This is a genomic window from Labrys okinawensis, from assembly GCF_002982075.1.
GTDB lineage: Bacteria > Pseudomonadota > Alphaproteobacteria > Rhizobiales > Labraceae > Labrys > Labrys okinawensis_A.
Genome location: NZ_PUEJ01000003.1, coordinates 71,564 through 90,993, shown reverse-complemented (window position 1 = coordinate 90,993; position 19,430 = coordinate 71,564). Strand labels below are relative to the sequence as shown.

The following is a 19,430-nucleotide window of genomic DNA, read 5'->3' as shown; positions in this document are numbered from 1 at the left end:
CGCTTACGAGCCGTTCGGATCGGCAGGTTCAAAATCGCGACAATGTTGTTTCTTGCCGGGGCCGACCCGGCAATGACAAGATGATCCTCGCGCCGGCATGTCCGGCGCGCCTCAAAACCCATCAGGAACCGGCAACAGTGCACGCTTCGCGCATAGGCAGGGACATCACGAAGGCCGCTGTCACGGCCTTCGCCGTCTATGCGCTGCTGGTCAACAGCCTGCTGATGGGCGTACTGATGGCGCCGCAATTGCGGGCCGACACGCTCGACCGCAATCTCGCCGCGCTCGAAATCGTCTGCGCCGGCAACGGCATGGGCATCACCGACGCGGGATCAGTCCCGCCAGCAGACCATCGCGGCCATGAGGCGGAGTGCTGCATCCTCTGCCCCGGCTTCGGCGGGCCGGCCTCACCCGCCGGCATCGACCTGCCGCGGCGCCTTTCCATCTTGGCGGCCCTTGCCCCCTTGGCGGCGGACAGCCGCATTCCCCCTTCCCTCCATCGCGCGGCTGCCCACCCGCGCGGACCGCCGATGGCGTGACCTGAGAACGACCACCCCTTCGCTTTCGGCCTGACGCCGCCCGCAGCTTTCGGTTGCGAGCAGGCGGACGGCAACTCAGGACACCGCCATGACCATCTCCCACGGCGCGGACACCCTCGCGATCGTTCCGCCCTCGCGCCTGTCGCTGCAGCGCGCCATCTGGCGCTGGCATTTCTATGCCGGCCTCCTCTGCGTTCCCTTCATGATCCTGCTGGCCGTCACGGGCTCGCTCTATCTGTTCAAGGACGAGATCAACCACACGCTCTTTGCCTACCGAACCGTCGTCGCCAATCCCGGCACGCCGGCCCTGTCGCCGGAAGAGCTGGTCGACAAGGCTCTCGAAGGCAGGCCCGAAGCCGCCGCCACGGCCTACGCCGAGCCCGCCGACGCCACCTCTTCGGCCAAGGTCACCTACAGGGACGACAGCGGCAAATACTATGTGTACCTCGATCCCTATAGCGGCGCCGTGCTCGACACGCTGCGCGCCGACCGCGAACCGATGTGGCTGATCAAGAAGATCCATAGCCTGGAACTGTTCGGCACCTTCACCAACCGGCTGATCGAGGCCGTGGGCGGCTTTGCCCTCATCCTGGTGATCACAGGGATCTATCTGTGGTGGCCACGCGGCCAGAGCGGGGGCGTGGTGACTGTCCGCGGCACCCCGGCACGCCGGGTGTGGTGGCGCGACCTCCATGCCGTCACCGGCGCCTTCGCAGGGCTGGTGATCTTTTTCCTGGCGGCCAGCGGCCTGCCCTGGGCCGGTTTCTGGGGCAAGCAGCTCAATGGGTTCGCGACGCAGGCGGGCCTCGGCTATCCCACCCAGCTCTGGGATAATACCCCCACTTCCACCGTGCCGCTGCAGGACGTCGTCAGCAAGGCCGGCTGGACGGTGGAGAATTCGCCGGTGCCCCAATCGGCCCTGCCTTACACCCATGCGATCGGGCTCGATCGCGCCGTCGCCGTCGCGCGCGGCCTCGGCATCGCGCCCGGCTTCGAAATGGCGCTGCCGACCGAAGAAAACGGCGTCTACACCGCGGCGATCTTCCCGGACGATCTGTCCAAGGAGCGCACCATCCATATCGACCAATATTCGGGCAGGCCGATCGTCGACCTCAAATTCGGGGATTTCGGCGGCGTCGCCAAGGCGATCGAGTTCGGCATCAACGTGCATCAGGGTCAGCAATGGGGCCTTGCCAACCAGCTCGTGATGCTGGCGACGTGCCTGGCCGTCGTCCTCGCCAGCGTTTCCGGCGTGATGATGTGGTGGAAGCGCCGCCCCACCGGCAAGCTCGGCGTGCCGCCCTATCCCAGCGACTCGCGCGTCTACCGCGGCCTGTGGATTGTCGCCATCGCCGTCGGCCTCGCCTTCCCTGTCACCGGCCTTGCCATCATGGTGATGGTGGCGCTGGATCTCCTCGTCATCCGCACCGTGCCGCCTCTGCGCCGCGCCTTCGGATAGAGGAACCCCGGGAGCGCGGATGTCCCGTCCGCATCTTCCACTTGCGAGCATGCCGTTTTTGAAAGGCGGACAAGGACGTCGGCGTTTCGCGGAACGGAGGCGCAGTTGACATGAGGCCCGCTTCGCGGTTTGGCTCTGCCTAAAACGGGGAGCAACGGGCTTGGCGGGCAAACGGACGGTAAAGCACTGGCGGACAGCCTTGTTCTGGCTGTGCGCCCTGCTGCTTGCCGGCGCCCAGGCGCCGGCCGCCTTTGCCCACCACCCCTCCGGCGATGGCAGCGGGGCCGGCATTCCCATCCCAAATCTCACCCATGGCCAGATGGCCGTGATTGCCGACAACATGCCCGCGATTCTTGCCCTCGCCGATCGTCAGACGGGGCTCGACGAGACCGCGCGCCGGCTGCGCGCCTTCGTCGACTGGCAGTATTTCTTCTGCTTCCGCGGGCTGGTCCCGGGCAGCCTGAAGGACGAGGAAAGCCCCTTCAACGAATGCAGCCATGCCTATCTCGCCGGCACGCAGGCCCTGCTTCTCGAGCTCAGGCAGACGCGTGGAGACCGCGCGGAGGTGCGCGCCCTCGTCGAGAAGGTCGGGCTCGACATGGCCAGGAACAATGCCGCGCTGGTGCTTTGCCGCTTCAGCGGCGAGGCGTTCAACACCGCCGACGTGGTGTCGCCGCGCTGGAGCGAGGTGCCCGGGCATCCCCCGAGCCTGGCGACTTTCGGCGGTCTCGCCTTTCTGATCGGCGGAGCCCTCTGGCTCGGCCTGCGGCGACGCACCGCGCCCGTTACGGGTCCCCTGCCGGCCGGATGAGGGTTTGCGGACGACAATAGGGCTTGCACGAAGCGATGATTGCCTGTCGGATGGTCTGACCATTCGATTTCTGACGGCTTTCATTCTGCCATGCGCATCCTCGTCCTCCAGCACCTCTCTTCCGAGCATCCCGGCATTTTCCGCTCCTTCTTCGCCCGCGACGGCGTCGAATGGGACGCGGTGGAGCTCGACGAGGGCGGCACCATCCCGGCGCTCGAACCTTATGATGCGCTCTGGGTCATGGGCGGCGCCATGGATGTCTGGGACGTCGATCAGTTTCCCTGGCTGATTGAGGAAAAGCGTGTCATCCGCCGCTGGGTGCGCGAACTCGGCAAGCCTTATCTCGGTATCTGCCTCGGCCACCAATTGCTCGCCGATGCGCTCGGCGGCACCTGTGGGCCGCAGATCCCGCCCGAAGTCGGCGTCTTCGATGTCGAGGTGACGCAGGCCGGCCGGGCAGACCCGCTTTTCGACGGCCTCGCGCCGCGCTTTCCGGTGCTGCAATGGCATTCGGTGCGCGTCGCCCAGGCGCCCGAGGGCGCCGAGGTGTTGGCCTCCTCGCCCCTCTGCCCCGTTCAGGCCATCCGTGCCGCGCCGCGCGCCTGGGGCATGCAATATCACGTCGAGGCCGAGAATGCCGCCGTGCAGCAATGGGGCTGCGTGCCCGAATACAGGGCCGCCCTGGAGCGCACCAATGGCGAAGGCGCCATGGAACGCCTGCAGGCCGACATCGCCGCCCATGCCGAGGGCTTCGAGGCCAACGCCGCCATTGTCTATCGAAATTTCATGCGGCTCGCGCGATAATGGCGGCAAAAATTCAATAGGACATGCATGATTACTACCTTGAGGCCGTAAAAATGGCCCCTATAGCGTTTTGTGATTTGAAGGAGGCACTTCGAATCGCAAAGACGCGTTGGAACAAGGAGTTAGAGCAAATAAGCGTTCACGCTTGAACGCGCTTTGCTCTGGTAGAGCTGAATGCATCGGCGCGGTGCCGGATTCGGCGCTGCAGGAGGAAATCGACCATGCCTGAAGGGACCCCGCTGACCACCGGCATTCCGATGCCGCCTCCCGATCCCGCCATATTGGCGCGGCGGCAGGCGATCGTCGACGGGCTGGCCGGGCTGGTGCCTCCGGCGAACCTGATCGTCAGCGAGGACGAGCGCCGCGCTTATGAGACGGACGCCTTCACCGCCTATCGCGCCGTGCCGCTTGCCGTGGTGCTGCCCGAGACCACCGAGGAGGTGGCGGCGATCCTGAAATTCCTCAACCAGGAAGGCGTGCCCGTCATTCCCCGGGGCGCCGGCACCTCGCTCGCCGGCGGCGCCCTGCCCCAGGCGGATGCCGTGGTCGTCGGCCTGTCCAAGATGAGCAAGGTGCTGGAACTGCGCTTCGAGGACCGGCTGGCGCGCGTGCAGGCCGGCATCACCAATCTCGGCATTTCCGGCGCCGTCTCGCATGAGAGCTTCTTCTACGCGCCCGATCCCTCCAGCCAGCTCGCCTGCACCATCGCCGGCAATATCGCCATGAATTCCGGCGGGGCGCATTGCCTGAAATATGGCGTCACCACCAACAACATCCTCGGCGTCAGGCTGGTGACCATGGCGGGCGAGATCCTCGACATCGGCGGCGATGCCATGGATGCCGACGGCTATGACCTGCTCGGCGTGGTCATCGGCTCGGAGGGCCAGTTCGGCATCGTCACCGAGGCCACGGTGCGCATCCTGCCGATGGCCGAAGGCGCCCGCCCCATGCTGGTGGGCTTCGCCACGCCCGAGGAAGCGGGACGCTGCGTCGCCGCCATCATCGCCTCCGGCATCATTCCCGTCGCCATCGAATATATGGACAAGCTCGCCATCGAGATCACCGAGGGCTTTGCGCATGCCGGCTATCCGCTTGATGCCGGCGCCATGCTGATCATCGAGGTCGAGGGCTCGGATGCCGAGATCGACCGGCTGCTCGGCCTGATCTCCACCATGGCGCGCCAGCACGGCGCCACCACGATCAAGATTTCGAAGTCCGAAGCCGAAAGCGCGGCGATCTGGAAGGGGCGGAAATCGGCTTTCGGGGCCACCGGCCGCATCGCCGACTATATCTGCATGGACGGCACCATCCCGACCGGCCAGCTGCCGATGGTGCTCAAGCGCATCGATGAGATCACCGAAAGCCATGGCCTGCGCGTCGCCAATGTCTTCCATGCCGGCGACGGCAATCTGCATCCCCTGGTGCTCTACAACGTCAACGACGCCGACCAGCGCGAGAAGGCCGAGGCCTGCGGCTTCGACATCCTGCGGCTCTGCGTGGAGGCCGGCGGCTGCCTGACCGGTGAGCACGGCGTCGGCATCGAAAAGCGCGATCTGATGCGCGAGCAATTCGCTCAGGCCGATCTCGACCAGCAGCGTGACCTCAAGCTCGCCTTCGATCCGAAATGGCTGCTCAATCCGGCCAAGGTCTTCCCCCTCGACATGCGTTCGGGAGGCTGGGCGGCATGACGGTGTTCTCGCCCAGCAGCGAAGCGGAAATGGCCGGCATCGTCGCCGAAGCCTTCCGGAATACGATTCCCCTCGCCGTGACCGGCGGCGGCTCGAAGGCCGGCATCGGTCGGCCCGTCAGCGCCGCAACTCAGCTCGATACGCAAAACCTCACCGGCATCACGCTTTACGAACCGGCCGAGATGGTGATCGGCGCCAGGGCCGGCACGTCCCTGGCCGAGCTCACCGCAACCCTCGACGCCCGCGGCCAGATGCTGCCCTTCGAGCCGGGCGACTGGCGGCGGCTGCTCGACACCGCTCCGAACGAACCCACGGTCGGCGGCCTGGTCGCCGCCAATCTTTCCGGGCCACGCCGGATCGTCGCCGGCGCCTGCCGGGACAGCCTGATCGGCGTGCGCTTCGTCAACGGCAAGGGCGAGACCATCAAGAATGGCGGTCGGGTGATGAAGAACGTCACCGGCTACGACCTCACCAAGCTGATGGCGGGCTCCTGGGGCACGCTCGGCATCCTGACCGAGGCGATCTTCAAGGTGCTGCCCAAGCCGGAGGCCAGTGCCAGCCTGGTCTGGCAGGGCCTCGACGATGGCCAGGCCGTCGCCCTGATGTCTTCGGGCCTGGGCAGCCCCTTCGAGGTTTCGGCGGCCGCACACGTGCCGGCCGATCTTGCCTCCGGCACGGCCCTGACGGTGCTGCGGCTGGAAAATTTCGAAAGCTCGATAGCCTATCGGCAGGAGCGGCTCGGCAGCCTGCTCAAGCGCTTCGGTGACTATGCGGTGCTCGGGCAGCAGGATTGCCGCAGCTTCTGGTTCGACATCGCCGATGTCGCACCGCTGGCCCAGCAGGACGGCATGATCTGGCGCCTTTCGGTGGCACCCTCCAAGGCCGCCGCCCTGGGCGCCTCTCTGCGCTGGCTCGGCGAGATCAGGCTGTTCTACGATTGGGGCGGCGGCCTGATCTGGCTGCTGGCACCCGAGACGGCGGAATTCGCCAAGGCTATCGTCTCCGCGACCAAGGCAGAAGGCGGCCATGCCATGCTGATCAAGGCCAGCGCCGATTTCCGGGCCGGCTCCTTTCACTTCGGTGCGCAGGAGGGGCCGCTCGCCGCCCTGAGCGCCAGGGTGAAGCAGGCCTTCGACCCCGCCAACATCCTCAATACCGGGCGGCTGGGTTGAGTGGCAACAACACAATCTGTGTCGCGTCATTGCGAGCGCAGCGAAGCAATCCAGCAACCCCAGATACGGTGCTTGCAGGCCTGTGGATTGCTTCGCTACGCTCGCAATGACGGCATAACTGGACCGGATCAACGCATGCAGACGAATTTCTCCCCGGCCCAGCTCGCCGACCCGCATATGAAGGAATCGGAGCAGATCCTGCGCACCTGCGTGCATTGCGGCTTCTGCACCGCCACCTGCCCGACCTATGTGCTGCTCGGCGACGAACTCGATTCCCCGCGCGGGCGCATCTACCTGATCAAGGACATGCTCGAAGGGGGCAAGCCGGCCACGGCCGAGGTGGTCAAGCATGTCGACCGCTGCCTCTCCTGCCTGTCCTGCATGACCACCTGCCCCTCGGGCGTCAATTACATGCATCTGGTCGACCATGCCCGCGCCCATATCGACAAGACCTATCGCCGCCCGGCAAGCGAGGCTTTTCTGCGCACCCTGATGGCCAAGGTCCTGCCCAATCGCCGGGCCTTCCGCTGGAGCATGGCGCTGGCGCGGTTGGGCCGCCCCTTTGCGGGGCTGGCGGCAAGGCTGCCACAGGGCAGGCGCCTTGCTGCCATGCTGGCGCTCGCACCGGCCTCGCTGCCGCCCGCCTCCTCCGCCACGCGCCCCGGCAGTTTCGCGCCGAAGGCAGAGAAGAAGGGGCGGGTGGCGCTGCTGACCGGCTGCGCCCAGGCCGAGCTCGCGCCCGGCATCAACGAGGCCGCGATCCGCCTGCTCAACCGGCATGGCATCGAAGTGGTGCTGCCCAGGGGCGAAGGCTGCTGCGGCGCCCTCGTCCATCATATGGGCAAGGAAGACGCCGCGCTCGCCTACGCCAGGGCCAATATCGACGCCTGGACGGCGGAGATGGCCAAGGGGCTCGATGCCATCCTGATCACCACTTCGGGCTGCGGCACCACCATCAAGGATTACGGCTTCATGCTGCGCGGCGATCCCGCCTATGCCGACAAGGCCGCCGCGGTTTCGGCCATCGCCAAGGACATCAGCGAATATCTGGAAACCTTGCCGGCGCTGCCGGTGACGGTCGAGACCGGCCAAAGCGTGACCTATCACGCGGCCTGCTCGCTGCAGCACGGCCAGCAGATCAAAGCCGCGCCCAAGACCCTGCTCAAGCGCGCCGGCTTCCAGGTGAAGGAGGCGGCGGAAGCCCATCTATGCTGCGGCTCGGCCGGCACCTACAACATGCTGCAGCCCGAGATCTCGGAGCGCCTGCGCGAGCGCAAGCTCGGCAATATCGCCGCCACCCGGCCCGACATCATCGCTGCCGGCAATATCGGCTGCATGACGCAGCTGGCGCAGGGAACGACGACGCCGATCGTGCACACGGTGGAACTGCTGGACTGGGCGACGGGAGGGCCGAAACCGAAGGGGCTGTAACTTTTGCTGGGAGCGCGGACATCTCAGCGACATGAATGCATGTCGCTGAGATGTCCGCGCTCCAAAAAAGGAGAACTCGATGACGAAGCTCGGCGGCTTGTTCCTTGCCATGCTCCTTGCCATGACCGGCAGTGCCTTAGCCCAGGACGAACGGGCTCCCAACGAGAAGCCGGTCAAGGTCATCGCCGACGGTCGCATCGCCGTTCCCGGAGGTGGCGAACTGCCGCTCTATGTCTCGACCGACTGGTCCAAGCCCTTGCCGCAGATCGATCGCGCCGTGCTGGTGCTGCATGGCAGGCTGCGGGACGCCGATGTCTATTTCCGCTCTGCCCTCAAGGCCCAGGCCGCCGCGGGCGCGGCCGGGAAAACCACCTTGATGATCGCGCCGCAATTCCTCGCCGAGGTTGACGCCGAGACCTTCGGCCTGCCGCCCGAAGTCCTGCGCTGGACCTTGACAAGCTGGCAGGGCGGCGAAGATGCGCTGGGGCCCAAACCGGTGAGTTCGTTTGCAGCCCTCGATGCCATCCTCGCCCGCCTCGCCGACCGCAGGCTGTTCCCGCATCTGCGGGACGTGGTGGTCGCCGGCCATTCCGGCGGCGGGCAGGTCGTGCAGCGCTACGCCATTGCCGGCAAGGGCGAAACTGCCCTGGCTGCCGCGGGGATCAACGTGCGCTATGTCGTCGCCAATCCCTCTTCCTATGCCTATTTCACATCGCAACGGCCCGCGCAGGCGATCGCCGCCAGCTGCAAGGGCTTCGACGACTGGAAATACGGCATGCAGGCCCGCCCGTCCTATCTCGCCTCACCCTCACCGGCTGCTCTGGAAAAGGCCTATGCCGCCCGGCGCGTGATCTACCTCCTCGGCACGGATGATACCGATCCCAACCATCCCGCGCTCGACAAGACCTGCATGGCCGAAGCCCAGGGCCCCTACCGCCTGGCGCGCGGCGAGGCCTATGTCTCTGCGATGCGCCAGCGCGACGGCGGCACGCCGCATCACAGCCTGTGGCTGGTGGAGGGCGTGGGGCACAATGGCGACAAGATGCTGACCTCGTCCTGCGGGCTCGCCGCCCTGTTCGACCAGCCGGATTGCCCGACGGCAAAGGCCACGCCCTGACACGAGCCATGTTTCGGTTGCTACCGAAGCGTCCTTGTCTCCGGGCCGTTAAATCCGGGTATCTCGATAGCTTTCGCTCGCGGAGCTGCCCGATGGATGGACCAAACCCAAATCGCCACTCCCCCCGAAGGCCATTCTCAGCCCGACGCGGCTTCGACCTCGGCAACGACCCAGGCGAGCAAGCCCGGGAATTTCGCCTCGATATCCGCCCGGCGCAGATAGGTCTTGCGGCAATTGCCGTAGTCGACCATGCCGATCAGGCCAGCCTCGCGCAGCATGCGGAAGTGATAGGTGCGCGTGGCCTTGGTCACCGGCAGGCCGAAGGACGAACAGCCGATCTCCGTACCGTCGGGGGCGAGCACGAGTGTCGCCACCACGCGCCGCCGGTGCGGATCGGCAAGGGCTGCCAACACGGGGCCGAGAGTGATCTCTTCCCGGCTTGGGTGATCGTCTTCGTTGGATATTATCCCCTCCCTTGCGATCCGCGTCCGAACCCCTGCCGCCAGGGTATCCCGCATTGGTCGATTGCCAATCGAACCACTTCTAGGTATGAATAATATCATACTCAAATGTCATCGCCGACGCGATACTTATTCAAGAAGAGATTTTCATCATGACCAGTCTGCAGCCGGCAGTACCGGAATCATGCAGGACGGCAAGCAAGCCCGCTGACTCGGATCTGCGCAAGCCGGTCCGCCGCGCGGCGCGCCTGGCCGCCCTCAGTCTCGGTGTCGCGCTGGTGCAGCTCGACGTCAGCATCGTCAATGTCGGGCTCGACCAGATGCGTGGTCTGATGACCGGCGGCGTCGCCGGGCTGCAATGGGTGGTGAACGGCTATACGCTCGCCTTTGCCGGCCTGTTGCTCACCGGCGGTGCGCTCGGCGACCGTTTCGGAGCCAAGCGCCTCTACCTTCTCGGCCTGGCGCTGTTCACGCTCGCCTCGCTCGCCTGCGGCCTTGCGCCGAGCGGCACCGCCCTGATTGCCGCGCGCGTTCTGCAAGGCATCGGCGCCGCCCTGCTGATGCCGCCGTCGCTGGCCCTGGTGGTGCATGCCTATCGCGACCCGTCCGAGCGCGCCAAGGCGATCGGCGTCTGGGGTTCCGTCGGCGGCCTGGCCATGGTGGCAGGTCCCGTGCTCGGCGGCCTGCTGATCGCCCTGTTCGGCTGGCGCAGCATCTTCCTGATCAATCTGCCCGTCGGCCTGCTCGCACTGTGGATGGCACTGCGCTTTACCGAAGAAACGACCGAGCGCCATGCGCGCGCCATCGACCTGCCGGGCCAGATTCTCGGCATTCTCACCGTGGTGGCGCTGACGGCGGCCATCATCGAGGGCGAGCCCCTGGGCTGGAACCACCCGGCCATTCTCGGCGCAGTCGCCGTCTTCCTCCTGGCCGGCGCTCTGTTCCTGGCGGTGGAATCCCGCACGGCAGAGCCCATGATGCCGCTCAGCCTGTTCCGCAACCCGATCTTCACGGCCGCGGCCCTGATCGGCACCCTGCTCAATGTCAGCTTCTACGGCGCCATCTTCCTGCTCAGCCTGTATTTCCAGGATGGGCTCGGCATGTCTCCCCTGAGCGCAGGGCTCGCCTTCCTGCCGATGACCGGCCTCATCGCGATCACCAACATCATGTCCGGGCGCGTGGCCGTGCGGTGGGGCAATCGTCTGCCCATCGTGCTCGGCCTCGCCATCGACACCTTCGGTTTCGTCTGCCTGGCGCTGCAGTTGAGGGCAGATGCCGGCTACGCCCATATCTGGTGGCCGCTGCTGCTCATCGGCTTCGGCATGGCGCTCGCCGTGCCTGCCATGATTGGCGCCCTGCTCGCCACGGTGGAGAAGACCCGGGCCGGTATCGCTTCTGGCGTTCTCAACGCCCTCCGCCAGACCGGAGGCGCGGTCGGCGTTGCAGTGTTCGGCGTGATCGGCGCCGGCGGCAGCTCGCTTTCCGGCATGAGCACGGCCATGTGGGTCGGCGCCATCGGCCTCTTCGTCGCCCTGCTGCTCGGCGCCTTGTGCATCAGGCGGATGCCGGCATCGTAAGGCCGGCTTCGACTTCAGCGGCCCTTTCCAAAGCCGGGCGCTTGGGCACGTGTCATCATCAGGTGGAAATTCGGTACCCAACCAGGGACGTTTGGCGTATCCACAACCGGAGCCGCCGTGACAATTGCAGACTGATAAGGGATCACCATGAACGATAAGGCTGAAGCCGGACACTTGGCCACGCGCGTGGCACGCGGCGGCCTGCTTGTTGCCCCCGAGCTCGCGTCCTTTCTGGAGCAGGAGGCACTGCCCGGCACGGGAGTGGAGGCACAGACTTTCTGGGATGGCTTCTCTGCGCTGGTCCGTGAATTCGGACCGCGCAACAAGGCGCTTTTGCAGCGGCGCGACGAATTGCAGGCCCAGATCGATGCTTGGCATCTCGCGCGCCGCGGCCAGCCGCATGACCGCAACGCCTACAAGGCTTTCCTCACCGAAATCGGCTATCTCTTACCCGAGGGTGACCACTTCACCATCGAGACCGAGAATGTCGATCCGGAGATCGCCACGGTCGCAGGCCCCCAGCTCGTCGTGCCGATCACCAATGCGCGCTTCGCGCTGAATGCTGCCAATGCCCGCTGGGGCAGCCTCTATGACAGCCTCTACGGCACCGACGCGGGAGGCGGCCCGCCGCCTGCCGGCAGCTACAACCGCGGCCGCGGCGCCCGCGTGGTGGCAAGGGCGCGGGTTTTCCTCGACGAGGCCTTCCCGCTCGAAGGTACGAGCCATGCCGATGCCCGGCGCTATCATATCCGCAACGGCGCGCTCCTGGTCGACGACATGCCGCTGGTCGAGCCGGAGAAATTCATCGGCTATCGCGGCCATCCGCGCGCGCCCGACGCCGTTCTGCTGCGCAACAATGGCTTGCATGTCCAGCTGATCTTCGACCGGACCCACCCGATCGGCAGCCGCGATCAGGCGGGCCTCGCCGACATCCGGCTGGAAAGCGCCATCTCGGCGATCATGGATTGCGAGGATTCGGTCGCCTGCGTCGATGCCGAGGACAAGGTTGTCGCCTATCGCAACTGGCTCGGACTGATGCAGGGCACCCTCACGGAGACGTTCCGCAAGGACGGTGCCGAGGTGACGCGCAAGCTCAACCCCGACCTGACCTTCTCCGCACCGAACGGCGGCGAGGTCACGATCAAGGGCCGGGCGCTGATGCTGGTGCGCAATGTCGGCCACCTCATGACCAATCCGGCCATCCTCGACCAGGATGGCGGAGAAGTCTTCGAGGGCCTGATGGATGCGATGGTGACCACGCTGATCGCAAAGCATGACCTGAAGAAGTCCGAGGGCCTGCGCAATTCGGTCACCGGCGCGATCTATGTCGTCAAACCCAAGATGCACGGCCCCGCAGAAGTCGCCTTCGCCGACGAGGTCTTCGCCCATGTCGAAGCGGTGCTGGGCCTGCCCAAGCATACGGTCAAGCTGGGGGTGATGGACGAGGAACGGCGCACCAGCGTCAATCTCATGGAGTGCATCCGAGCGGCGAAGCATCGCATCGTCTTCATCAACACCGGCTTCCTCGATCGGACGGGGGACGAGATCCATACCTCGATGGAAGCCGGCCCCTTCAGCCGCAAGGACTTCATCAAGCGCAAGGACTGGATTCTCGCCTATGAGAACCAGAACGTCGACATCGGCCTGCAATGCGGCTTTTCGGGCAAGGCCCAGATCGGCAAGGGCATGTGGGCGATGCCGGACAAGATGGCGGCGATGCTGGAAGCCAAGATCGAACATCCCAAGTCCGGCGCCAATTGCGCCTGGGTACCCAGCCCGACGGCGGCCACGCTCCATGCCTTGCATTACCACAAGATCGACGTCTTCGCGGTGCAGGCCGCGCTGGCGAAGGGCGGCAGGCGGGCCTATGTCGAGACGATCCTCGAAATCCCGGTCGCGAGCTACCAGAAATGGACGCCCGAGCAGATCCGGCGTGAGGTCGAGAACAATGCGCAGGGCATCCTCGGCTATGTGGTGCGCTGGATCGACCAGGGCATCGGGTGCTCGAAGGTGCCTGACATCAACGATGTCGGGCTGATGGAGGATCGCGCGACCTGCCGCATCTCGGCGCAGCATATCGCCAATTGGCTCCATCACGGCGTCGTTGCCGAGGACGAGGTCCGACAGATCATGCGGCGCATGGCGGAGGTCGTGGATCGCCAGAACGCCGGCGATCCCAACTACCGCGCTATGGCTCCCGGTTTCGACGGCGTGGCCTTCCGTGCGGCATGCGATCTGGTCTTCGAGGGCCGCTCGCAGCCATCCGGCTATACCGAGCCGCTGCTTCATGCGCGACGGCGCGAATTCAAGGCGGCGCAAGCTTAGCGCATTATCCGGAAAGCCTGGCAGCATGTTCACGCACCGTGACGCTGCCCCTCACCTTACCTCGCCCCGTTCTTACGGGGAGAGGTAAGGTGAGGGGCAGCACCCCCAGGCAAACGACGCGGTGAGGCAAAACGCGTTGTGGTGAAAACACAGCGCTACCAGGGCGGTTACCCCAATTCGGCCAGGTTCTGCTTGGCCAGATCGTGTTCGGGATCGAGGGCCAGCAATTTCTCGAAGGCCTGCCGGGCTTCCTTGGTCTTGCCGAGCGCGCGGGCCGAAAGGCCAAGGCCGCGAAGGGCCTCCGGTGAGGAGGGCCTGAGGGCCACGGCCTGCTGGTAATGCGCGGCGGCGGGCTCGGCCCGTTCGTTGTGCAAGAGGAGATCGCCCAGGCCGATATGGGCTTCGACATGGTTCGGCTCGAGCTTCAGGCAGGCAAGATAGGCCTGCAGCGCCTCGTCGCCACGCTCGAGCGCGGCCAGCAGATTCCCGTAATTGTAATGGGTGTCGGCCGCCTTGGGGTCGAGCTTCAGGGAAGAGCGGAAGCAATATTCCGCACGCGACTCATTGCCGAGGCCGCGATTGGCGAGCCCTAGCCGCATCTGCGCGTCGGCGCTGCCGGGATTGACCTCGACCGCCCGTCGGAGCACCTTCTCGGCCTCGTCATGGGCGCCGCGCTGCAGCAGGAGCGTGCCGAGCAGGTTCAGGGCGTTGAAGTCCCCGGCGCGACCGGCCAGAATCTCGCGATAGGCCGCCTCGGCGGCATCGAGCCGGCCTGCGCGATGATGCTCGACGGCTTTCTTCAACTTTGCTTCGGCGGCCATGCTGCGTTGTCCGGATGGGGCGGGAAGGTGTGCCGGACCTTGTGGCGGATCGGGCTACAAAGGTCAATCGGCCCCGCATCGAAGCGTTTTGCGATCTGTCGGATTCACCCGGGACGCAAAGGCACGTCAAAATAAGGCGTTAGAGAAAACAGGCAGAACGCTTGAGCGCGTTTTGCCTGATGGCCCAACTTCCTGGCCGGCCGGCCTGCCGGATAATCGTTCGAGGCGGGCTCCGGCACGGGTCCCGTGCACGCGCCGACAAACACCGCTTGCGAAGAAACACCAAGCGGCGCGAAACACCTCATCGCCCATGGCACGCTTCGCAGTGTTTTTCTGTGCCGCACAGCACTCTATTCCTGATCGACTGAAGATAAGATCACTATCGTCATCGCGTTCCTCCTGCCGAAACCAATCAAGAGCACGGGAACCCGCATGTCCGTCGCCTCCTCGTCGCCAGGCCAAACAAGCAACGCACCTTTGAGGATCGGGCAGATCATTTCCGATGCCTTTGCTGTCAGCCTGCGGAATTACGGCTGGGCACTCCTGTTGAATCTGGGCGTCTTCGCCGCTCTTTTCGGCTTTTTCGATTCGTTTTCCTGGGCCGCATTCACCGAAGACTCGCTATTCTTGCCCGTGGACACCACCCTGAATATCTGGCTGTTCTACCTATTGTTCTTCGTCGCCGGCCTCGTCGCGCTCGCCCTCTATTGCGCGATGATACGCCTGGTTCATGATCGGCATGTCGATGCGGCGCGACCGGTACACACGACCTGCCTGGCCGGTGCCAAAAGGTTCCTGCCGACCTTCGGCCTCGTTCTGATCTATTTTCTTGCTTATTTCCTGATCCACCTGGCCGTGACGTTGTTCGTTTTCAGGCCACCGGCGTTCGCGCTCATCCTGGTATTCCTGGCCACCGGTTGTTTTGCCGTCTATCTCGTCTTCCCCTATCTGCTATCCTTCGTCATCTGCATCAATGAGGGCGTGGGGCCGATCCGCGCGCTCGGCCGCAGCCGTTCTTTGAGCGAGGGCTATCGCTGGCCTCTTTTCGGCATGATGCTGCTCACCTTCGTGATCTGGTTTGCCTATCTGGTGGTGTCCGATCTTCTGGGCCGGGCTTTTGGCACGAACGGGAGCATTGTGGCCATCATCCTGATGCTACTGGCCTTTCCCTTGATGTATGCCTGGATGGCGGGGATCTATTCGATCGCCGCCTACCGCCTGCGTGTGCTCAAGGAAGGCATCGACCTGAACGGTACCGTGGCGAACATTTTCGACTGAGAGCAAGCCGCGAAACAGCCTCCATCGAGGATCGAGTCTGGCGATGCCCTTGCGGCAAGCACCGTGGCCAGCCTATCAGAGATGCTCGGGGTTGGCGGCACTCGATTCCCGGATGTGCCGGTCCCCCGGGGGGTGACGATGCGTTCTCTCTTCAAGATGGCAGCCGCCATGCTGATGACTGCTGCATTCGGCTGGAGCGCCGCGCCGGCCAAGGCCGACAGCGCGGCCTCTGCCCTGTTCCAGAGCTATCTCGGCAAGGGGCGCATCAGCGAGGCGGACGAGCAGATGCTGGCTCTCGCCACCAAGGCGAGCGGCAATGCCGACGCCAGGCTCGGCCTCGGCATGGTGCGCACAGCCCGCGCCCTCGAGCATTTGTCGCAGGCCCTCTACAAATATGGGTTCGCCTCAGAGATACCGGCGATGCGGCTGCTGGGCCTGTCGGGTACCGTGTTCAGCACCAATCCCGATCCGCAATCCATCACCTATCAGGACTTTCGCGGCATCCTCACCACTTTCGCGGCCGATCTCGACAAGGCCGACCAGACCCTGGCGGAGGTCGGCGACATCGAGGCCAAGCTCACAGTCGACCTCTCCGTCACCCGCTTCGACTGGAACGGCGACGGCATCATCGACGAACGGGACCATATCGGCGCTGCCATCTCCGATCTCGACGATGCCGGCAAGCCCAGGCCTTTCGTCGTCGCCTTCGACACGGCGGACGCCAGATGGCTGCGCGGCTATTGCAATATCCTGATGGCCCTGACCAAGACCCTGCTGTCGCACGACATGTCGCGCAGCTGGGACGCCGGCTTCGGCAGCCTGTTTCCGCGCGCCGTCACAGGCCTTGCCGCGGCCAATGGCGTCGGCGTCGACGACGGATCGGGCGTGACCCCGTTCGGCACGAGCAAGCGCGACGCCGAGGCCATCGCCGACCTGATCAGCCTGGTGCACACCATCGACTGGCCGGTGGCCGACCAAGCGATGTGGCTGGAGGTACGCGGCCATTTAAAGAGGGTGATCCGGCTCAACCATGAAACCTGGGCGCTGATCGCCAAGGAAACCGACGACGACCACGAATGGCTGCCCGGCCCGCGGCAGAAGAGCGGCGTCCTGCCCTCCCTCGATGTGACGCAGGAGCGCATCGACTCATGGCTTGCGCTGCTCGGTCAGGTCGATCAGGTGCTGGACGGCAAGCTCTTGATGCCGCATTGGCGTTTCACCAAGGGCGTCAATCTCGCCAGGGTGTTCGAGCAACCCGGCAATTTCGACCTGATGCTGTGGATTACCGGCCCGGGCGCTTTGCCGTTCCTTGATAATGGCAAGGTGATGGATGCCGAGGCCTGGAGCCAGGCGACCCGCATCTTCGGTGGCGACGTGGCGAGCTACGCCTTCTACTTCAATTGAGCGGACGTCCAGCTGCGGCATCCGGCGCGAACAGGCGTCGCTTCAGGCGAACGATCGCTTCGCGCTGCAGATCGCTGGCGTCGCCATAGGCACTCGCCACCTGACCCAGCATATCGATGAGTTGCTGGCGTTCCGGCAAAGACAGGCGGGCGCGGAAAAGCGGCACCAGATCCTCGGCGACCGGCGTGAACACCCGGCCGCGATCCGTCAATTGCAGGGCCTGTTCATAGACATGTTCGCGGTCGCCGATGCCGAGCGGGTCGCTCATCAGGGTGAGGATGGCGTCCCGCTCGGCCCTGGTCAGCAGACCATTGGTGCGGACGAGCTGGATCATCAGGACGACCGCGGCCAGCCTGGGATCGTCGATGGTCTTGAGCGAGACGCGCTCGAGCACCTGCGGCCGGACCGTGTCCGATCCCCGGTCGAGCGGAAGGGGAACCACTTTCGGCACGGCCTCGATGCGCCGGGCTGCCGCCGGCTTGCGGGCCTTGCCGCGCAACAGCCAGAACAGGCCAGCGACGGCGGCCACGAACGCCCCGATCAAGAGTGCTCTCGGCCCCTCCAGCATGACCAGGCTGGCGATCAGCAGCGCGATGATCCAGATTGCATTCTTACGCAGGAAATCCATCGGCCGTCTCATCCGATCGGCACGGCGCGCATCCCGCGCCAGCCATCCTAGGAACCTGCTTCTCCCATAGCGGCCCGCATGGCGACGAGCAAGGGATGGTCGGGCCGCTGGCCGCCCCAGCCGTCGAAGCTCAATATGTCTTCGGGCGGCAGGCGCCGGCGCCAGCCCTTCACCTCCAGTTCGGGCCGGGCATAGGCTTCGTGCACATAGCCAAGACACAGATAGGCAACCGGAATTACGCGCTCGGGAATGCCTAGCACCTGGCGCAGGCGTATGGGATCGACGATGCTGACCCAGCCAACCCCTACCCCCTCGGCCCGCGCTGCCAGCCAGATATTCTGCACCGCGCAGACAGTGGAGTAGCGGTCCATGGCCATGTCATGGGTGCGGCCGAGCACGACGGGGCCGGCGCGGTCGGGGTCGCAGGTGATGCACAGATTGACCGGGGCATCGACGATGCCCTCCAGCTTCAGCGAGCGATAATGCGCCTGCTTCTCGGGCGGGAACATCGCCACGGCCTCGGCATTGGCCTCCTCGAAGAGGGCCCGCACCTTGTGCCGGGTGTCGAGGCAGTGCAGCACCAGGAAACTCCAGGGCTGCATGAAACCGACCGAGGGGGCGTGATGCCCAGCCGTGAGAATGCGGGCGAGAACGTCGTCCGGCACGGGTTGCGGACTGAACTGGCTGCGGACGTCGCGCCGGGTGAAGATGGCGCGATAGACGGCTTCACGTTCGGCCGGCAAAAACGGCCCGGAGGGCTGGAGCGCTCCCTTGGTTGGGTCCATCGTCATTCCCCTTGCGATGGCAATCGCCGCGCCGTCCGCGCGCGCCGATCTATCGCCTCCGGCCGGTCTTCTGACTCGGGATCCTCCCATCCGGACGCCTTCCCCGCAGAGCGAGTGACCTGAAACCTGCCCGGATAGTCCCCCTTACAGCGTTGGGCACGTCGCGGTTTCGAACCGCGTTCCCGATTCTCCCGCAAGCGGGCACCGAAGGTATCGCGGGTGTAGCATGGGAGGTGGCGGCTGCCCAGCCATCCGGGGCGTCGATGCAGGGCTCAATGAGCGCTTTACTTACCCTCCCCTCCATGGGGAGGGTCGACGCGCTTGGCGTTAACCTGAAGTCGGAGCCCTAGGTCGGCGGGCAGCAAAGTGGACAGGGTGCAGGCTTGTGGCCTAGAATCGCCTGCTAGGCTCTCGGGCAATAAGCATCCTGGCAACAGCAAAATGAACAAGATCGATCTCAAACGGCACGCCGGCGATCAGCCCGATCCCCTGGAACAGGCCAATCCCATGCGCCTCGGCACGCGCCTTCGCCTGGCGCGGCAGACAAGAGGGCTGACGCTGAAGGCCCTGGCCACGGCCGCCGACTGCTCGGAAAGCCTGCTGTCCAAGATCGAGAACGGCAAGGCCTCGCCTTCCCTGCCCATGCTGCATCGCCTGGTCGAGGTGCTCGGCACCAATATCGGCTGGATGTTCGAGGAGACGGACAGCGAGGAGGGCATCGTCTTTCGCGCCGGCACGCGCCCGCTGATCTCGCTGGATCCGCTCCGGCGCGGCGAGGGCATCTCGCTGGAACGGGTGATCCCCTATTCGCCCGGCCATCTCCTCCAGTGCAACATCCACCATATCGAGGCCGGGGGCGAGAGCGCCGGGCCGATCCAGCACCAGGGCGAGGAAGTCGGCTATGTCCTGGCCGGAGCCGTGGAGCTGATGGTGGGCGAGCGCACCTTCAAGCTCTCCGTCGGCGATACCTTCGTGTTCAAGTCCGAACTGCCGCACTGGTACCGCAACACCGGGACGGAGCGCGCCAGCATCTTCTGGGTCAACACGCCCGCCACCTTCTGAGGTCTCACGCCGCCGGCGTTTCAAGAATCCCTGCAACCGTCATTCAAGTAACTTGACATGAATTCAAG

General features: G+C 65.2%; 17 protein-coding genes and 1 riboswitch. Of the genes, 13 read left to right on the top strand and 4 right to left on the bottom strand.

Annotation, left to right across the window (positions count from 1 at the left end; all coding sequences use genetic code 11):
- Window positions 1–137 precede the first annotated feature (137 nt).
- The 8 genes from C5L14_RS07485 (at window position 138) to C5L14_RS07450 (ending at window position 9,021) form a co-directional block, all read left to right on the top strand.
- Window positions 138–539 carry a DUF2946 family protein gene (locus tag C5L14_RS07485; RefSeq protein ID WP_146126861.1) on the top strand — a complete coding sequence of 134 codons (402 nt, stop codon included), beginning with the start codon at window positions 138–140 and terminating at the stop codon, window positions 537–539.
- 88 nt (window positions 540–627) lie between these two features.
- Window positions 628–1,998 (top strand): PepSY-associated TM helix domain-containing protein, encoded by a 1,371-nt coding sequence (locus C5L14_RS07480; RefSeq protein WP_105861427.1) that lies wholly within the window; start codon window positions 628–630, stop codon window positions 1,996–1,998.
- Between the two features lie 160 nt (window positions 1,999–2,158).
- Entirely contained in the window at window positions 2,159–2,809 is a 651-nt protein-coding gene (locus tag C5L14_RS07475) for a hypothetical protein (RefSeq protein WP_146126860.1), read from the top strand.
- 90 nt (window positions 2,810–2,899) lie between these two features.
- The gene (locus tag C5L14_RS07470) at window positions 2,900–3,613 is read left to right on the top strand and encodes a type 1 glutamine amidotransferase (protein ID WP_105861425.1); all 714 of its coding nucleotides are present in this window, start codon (window positions 2,900–2,902) and stop codon (window positions 3,611–3,613) included.
- Between the two features lie 221 nt (window positions 3,614–3,834).
- Window positions 3,835–5,301 (top strand): FAD-linked oxidase C-terminal domain-containing protein, encoded by a 1,467-nt coding sequence (locus C5L14_RS07465; protein ID WP_181161073.1) that lies wholly within the window; start codon window positions 3,835–3,837, stop codon window positions 5,299–5,301.
- Complete coding sequence (glcE, locus tag C5L14_RS07460; protein WP_105861424.1) at window positions 5,298–6,473, top strand: glycolate oxidase subunit GlcE; 1,176 nt, start codon at window positions 5,298–5,300, stop codon at window positions 6,471–6,473. The genes C5L14_RS07465 and glcE overlap by 4 nt, the downstream gene beginning before the upstream one ends.
- Window positions 6,474–6,608: 135 nt before the next feature.
- Complete coding sequence (gene glcF, locus C5L14_RS07455) at window positions 6,609–7,904, top strand: glycolate oxidase subunit GlcF (RefSeq protein WP_105861423.1); 1,296 nt, start codon at window positions 6,609–6,611, stop codon at window positions 7,902–7,904.
- 79 nt (window positions 7,905–7,983) lie between these two features.
- Window positions 7,984–9,021, top strand: a complete 1,038-nt coding sequence (locus tag C5L14_RS07450) for an alpha/beta hydrolase (RefSeq protein ID WP_105861422.1) — start codon at window positions 7,984–7,986, stop codon at window positions 9,019–9,021.
- A gap of 137 nt (window positions 9,022–9,158) precedes the next feature.
- Here the strand turns inward: C5L14_RS07450 and C5L14_RS07445 are convergent, their stop codons facing one another.
- Window positions 9,159–9,434 (bottom strand): ArsR family transcriptional regulator, encoded by a 276-nt coding sequence (locus tag C5L14_RS07445; RefSeq protein ID WP_245443299.1) that lies wholly within the window; start codon window positions 9,432–9,434, stop codon window positions 9,159–9,161.
- A 200-nt stretch (window positions 9,435–9,634) separates the two neighbouring features.
- On the opposite strand from C5L14_RS07445, the gene C5L14_RS07440 reads away from it, so the two are divergent.
- Window positions 9,635–11,059, top strand: coding sequence for an MFS transporter (locus tag C5L14_RS07440; protein WP_105861421.1), 1,425 nt, complete (start codon window positions 9,635–9,637; stop codon window positions 11,057–11,059).
- A gap of 147 nt (window positions 11,060–11,206) precedes the next feature.
- Window positions 11,207–13,384, top strand: a complete 2,178-nt coding sequence (locus C5L14_RS07435; RefSeq protein ID WP_181161072.1) for a malate synthase G — start codon at window positions 11,207–11,209, stop codon at window positions 13,382–13,384.
- 167 nt (window positions 13,385–13,551) lie between these two features.
- On the opposite strand, the gene C5L14_RS07430 is transcribed toward C5L14_RS07435, so the two are convergent.
- Entirely contained in the window at window positions 13,552–14,205 is a 654-nt protein-coding gene (locus C5L14_RS07430) for a tetratricopeptide repeat protein (protein WP_105861420.1), read from the bottom strand.
- A 633-nt stretch (window positions 14,206–14,838) separates the two neighbouring features.
- On the opposite strand from C5L14_RS07430, the gene C5L14_RS07425 reads away from it, so the two are divergent.
- Both C5L14_RS07425 and C5L14_RS07420 read left to right on the top strand, forming a co-directional pair.
- Entirely contained in the window at window positions 14,839–15,483 is a 645-nt protein-coding gene (locus C5L14_RS07425) for a DUF975 family protein (protein WP_245443332.1), read from the top strand.
- 138 nt (window positions 15,484–15,621) lie between these two features.
- On the top strand, window positions 15,622–16,887 hold the full coding sequence (locus C5L14_RS07420; RefSeq protein ID WP_245443297.1) for a hypothetical protein: 1,266 nt from the start codon (window positions 15,622–15,624) through the stop codon (window positions 16,885–16,887).
- Here C5L14_RS07420 and C5L14_RS07415 read toward each other — a convergent pair.
- Both C5L14_RS07415 and bluB read right to left on the bottom strand, forming a co-directional pair.
- Window positions 16,880–17,515: a TerB family tellurite resistance protein gene (locus tag C5L14_RS07415; protein ID WP_181161070.1), complete on the bottom strand. Its 636-nt coding sequence runs from the start codon at window positions 17,513–17,515 to the stop codon at window positions 16,880–16,882. The genes C5L14_RS07420 and C5L14_RS07415 overlap by 8 nt on opposite strands.
- A 47-nt stretch (window positions 17,516–17,562) precedes the next feature.
- Entirely contained in the window at window positions 17,563–18,300 is a 738-nt protein-coding gene (bluB, locus tag C5L14_RS07410; protein WP_105861417.1) for a 5,6-dimethylbenzimidazole synthase, read from the bottom strand.
- A gap of 43 nt (window positions 18,301–18,343) precedes the next feature.
- A riboswitch (cobalamin riboswitch) is annotated at window positions 18,344–18,524 on the bottom strand.
- 217 nt (window positions 18,525–18,741) lie between these two features.
- Here bluB and C5L14_RS07405 point away from each other — a divergent pair.
- A complete protein-coding gene (locus tag C5L14_RS07405; protein ID WP_105861416.1) occupies window positions 18,742–19,362 on the top strand; it encodes a cupin domain-containing protein in 621 nt (206 codons plus the stop codon).
- The last annotated feature ends 68 nt before the right edge of the window (window positions 19,363–19,430 follow it).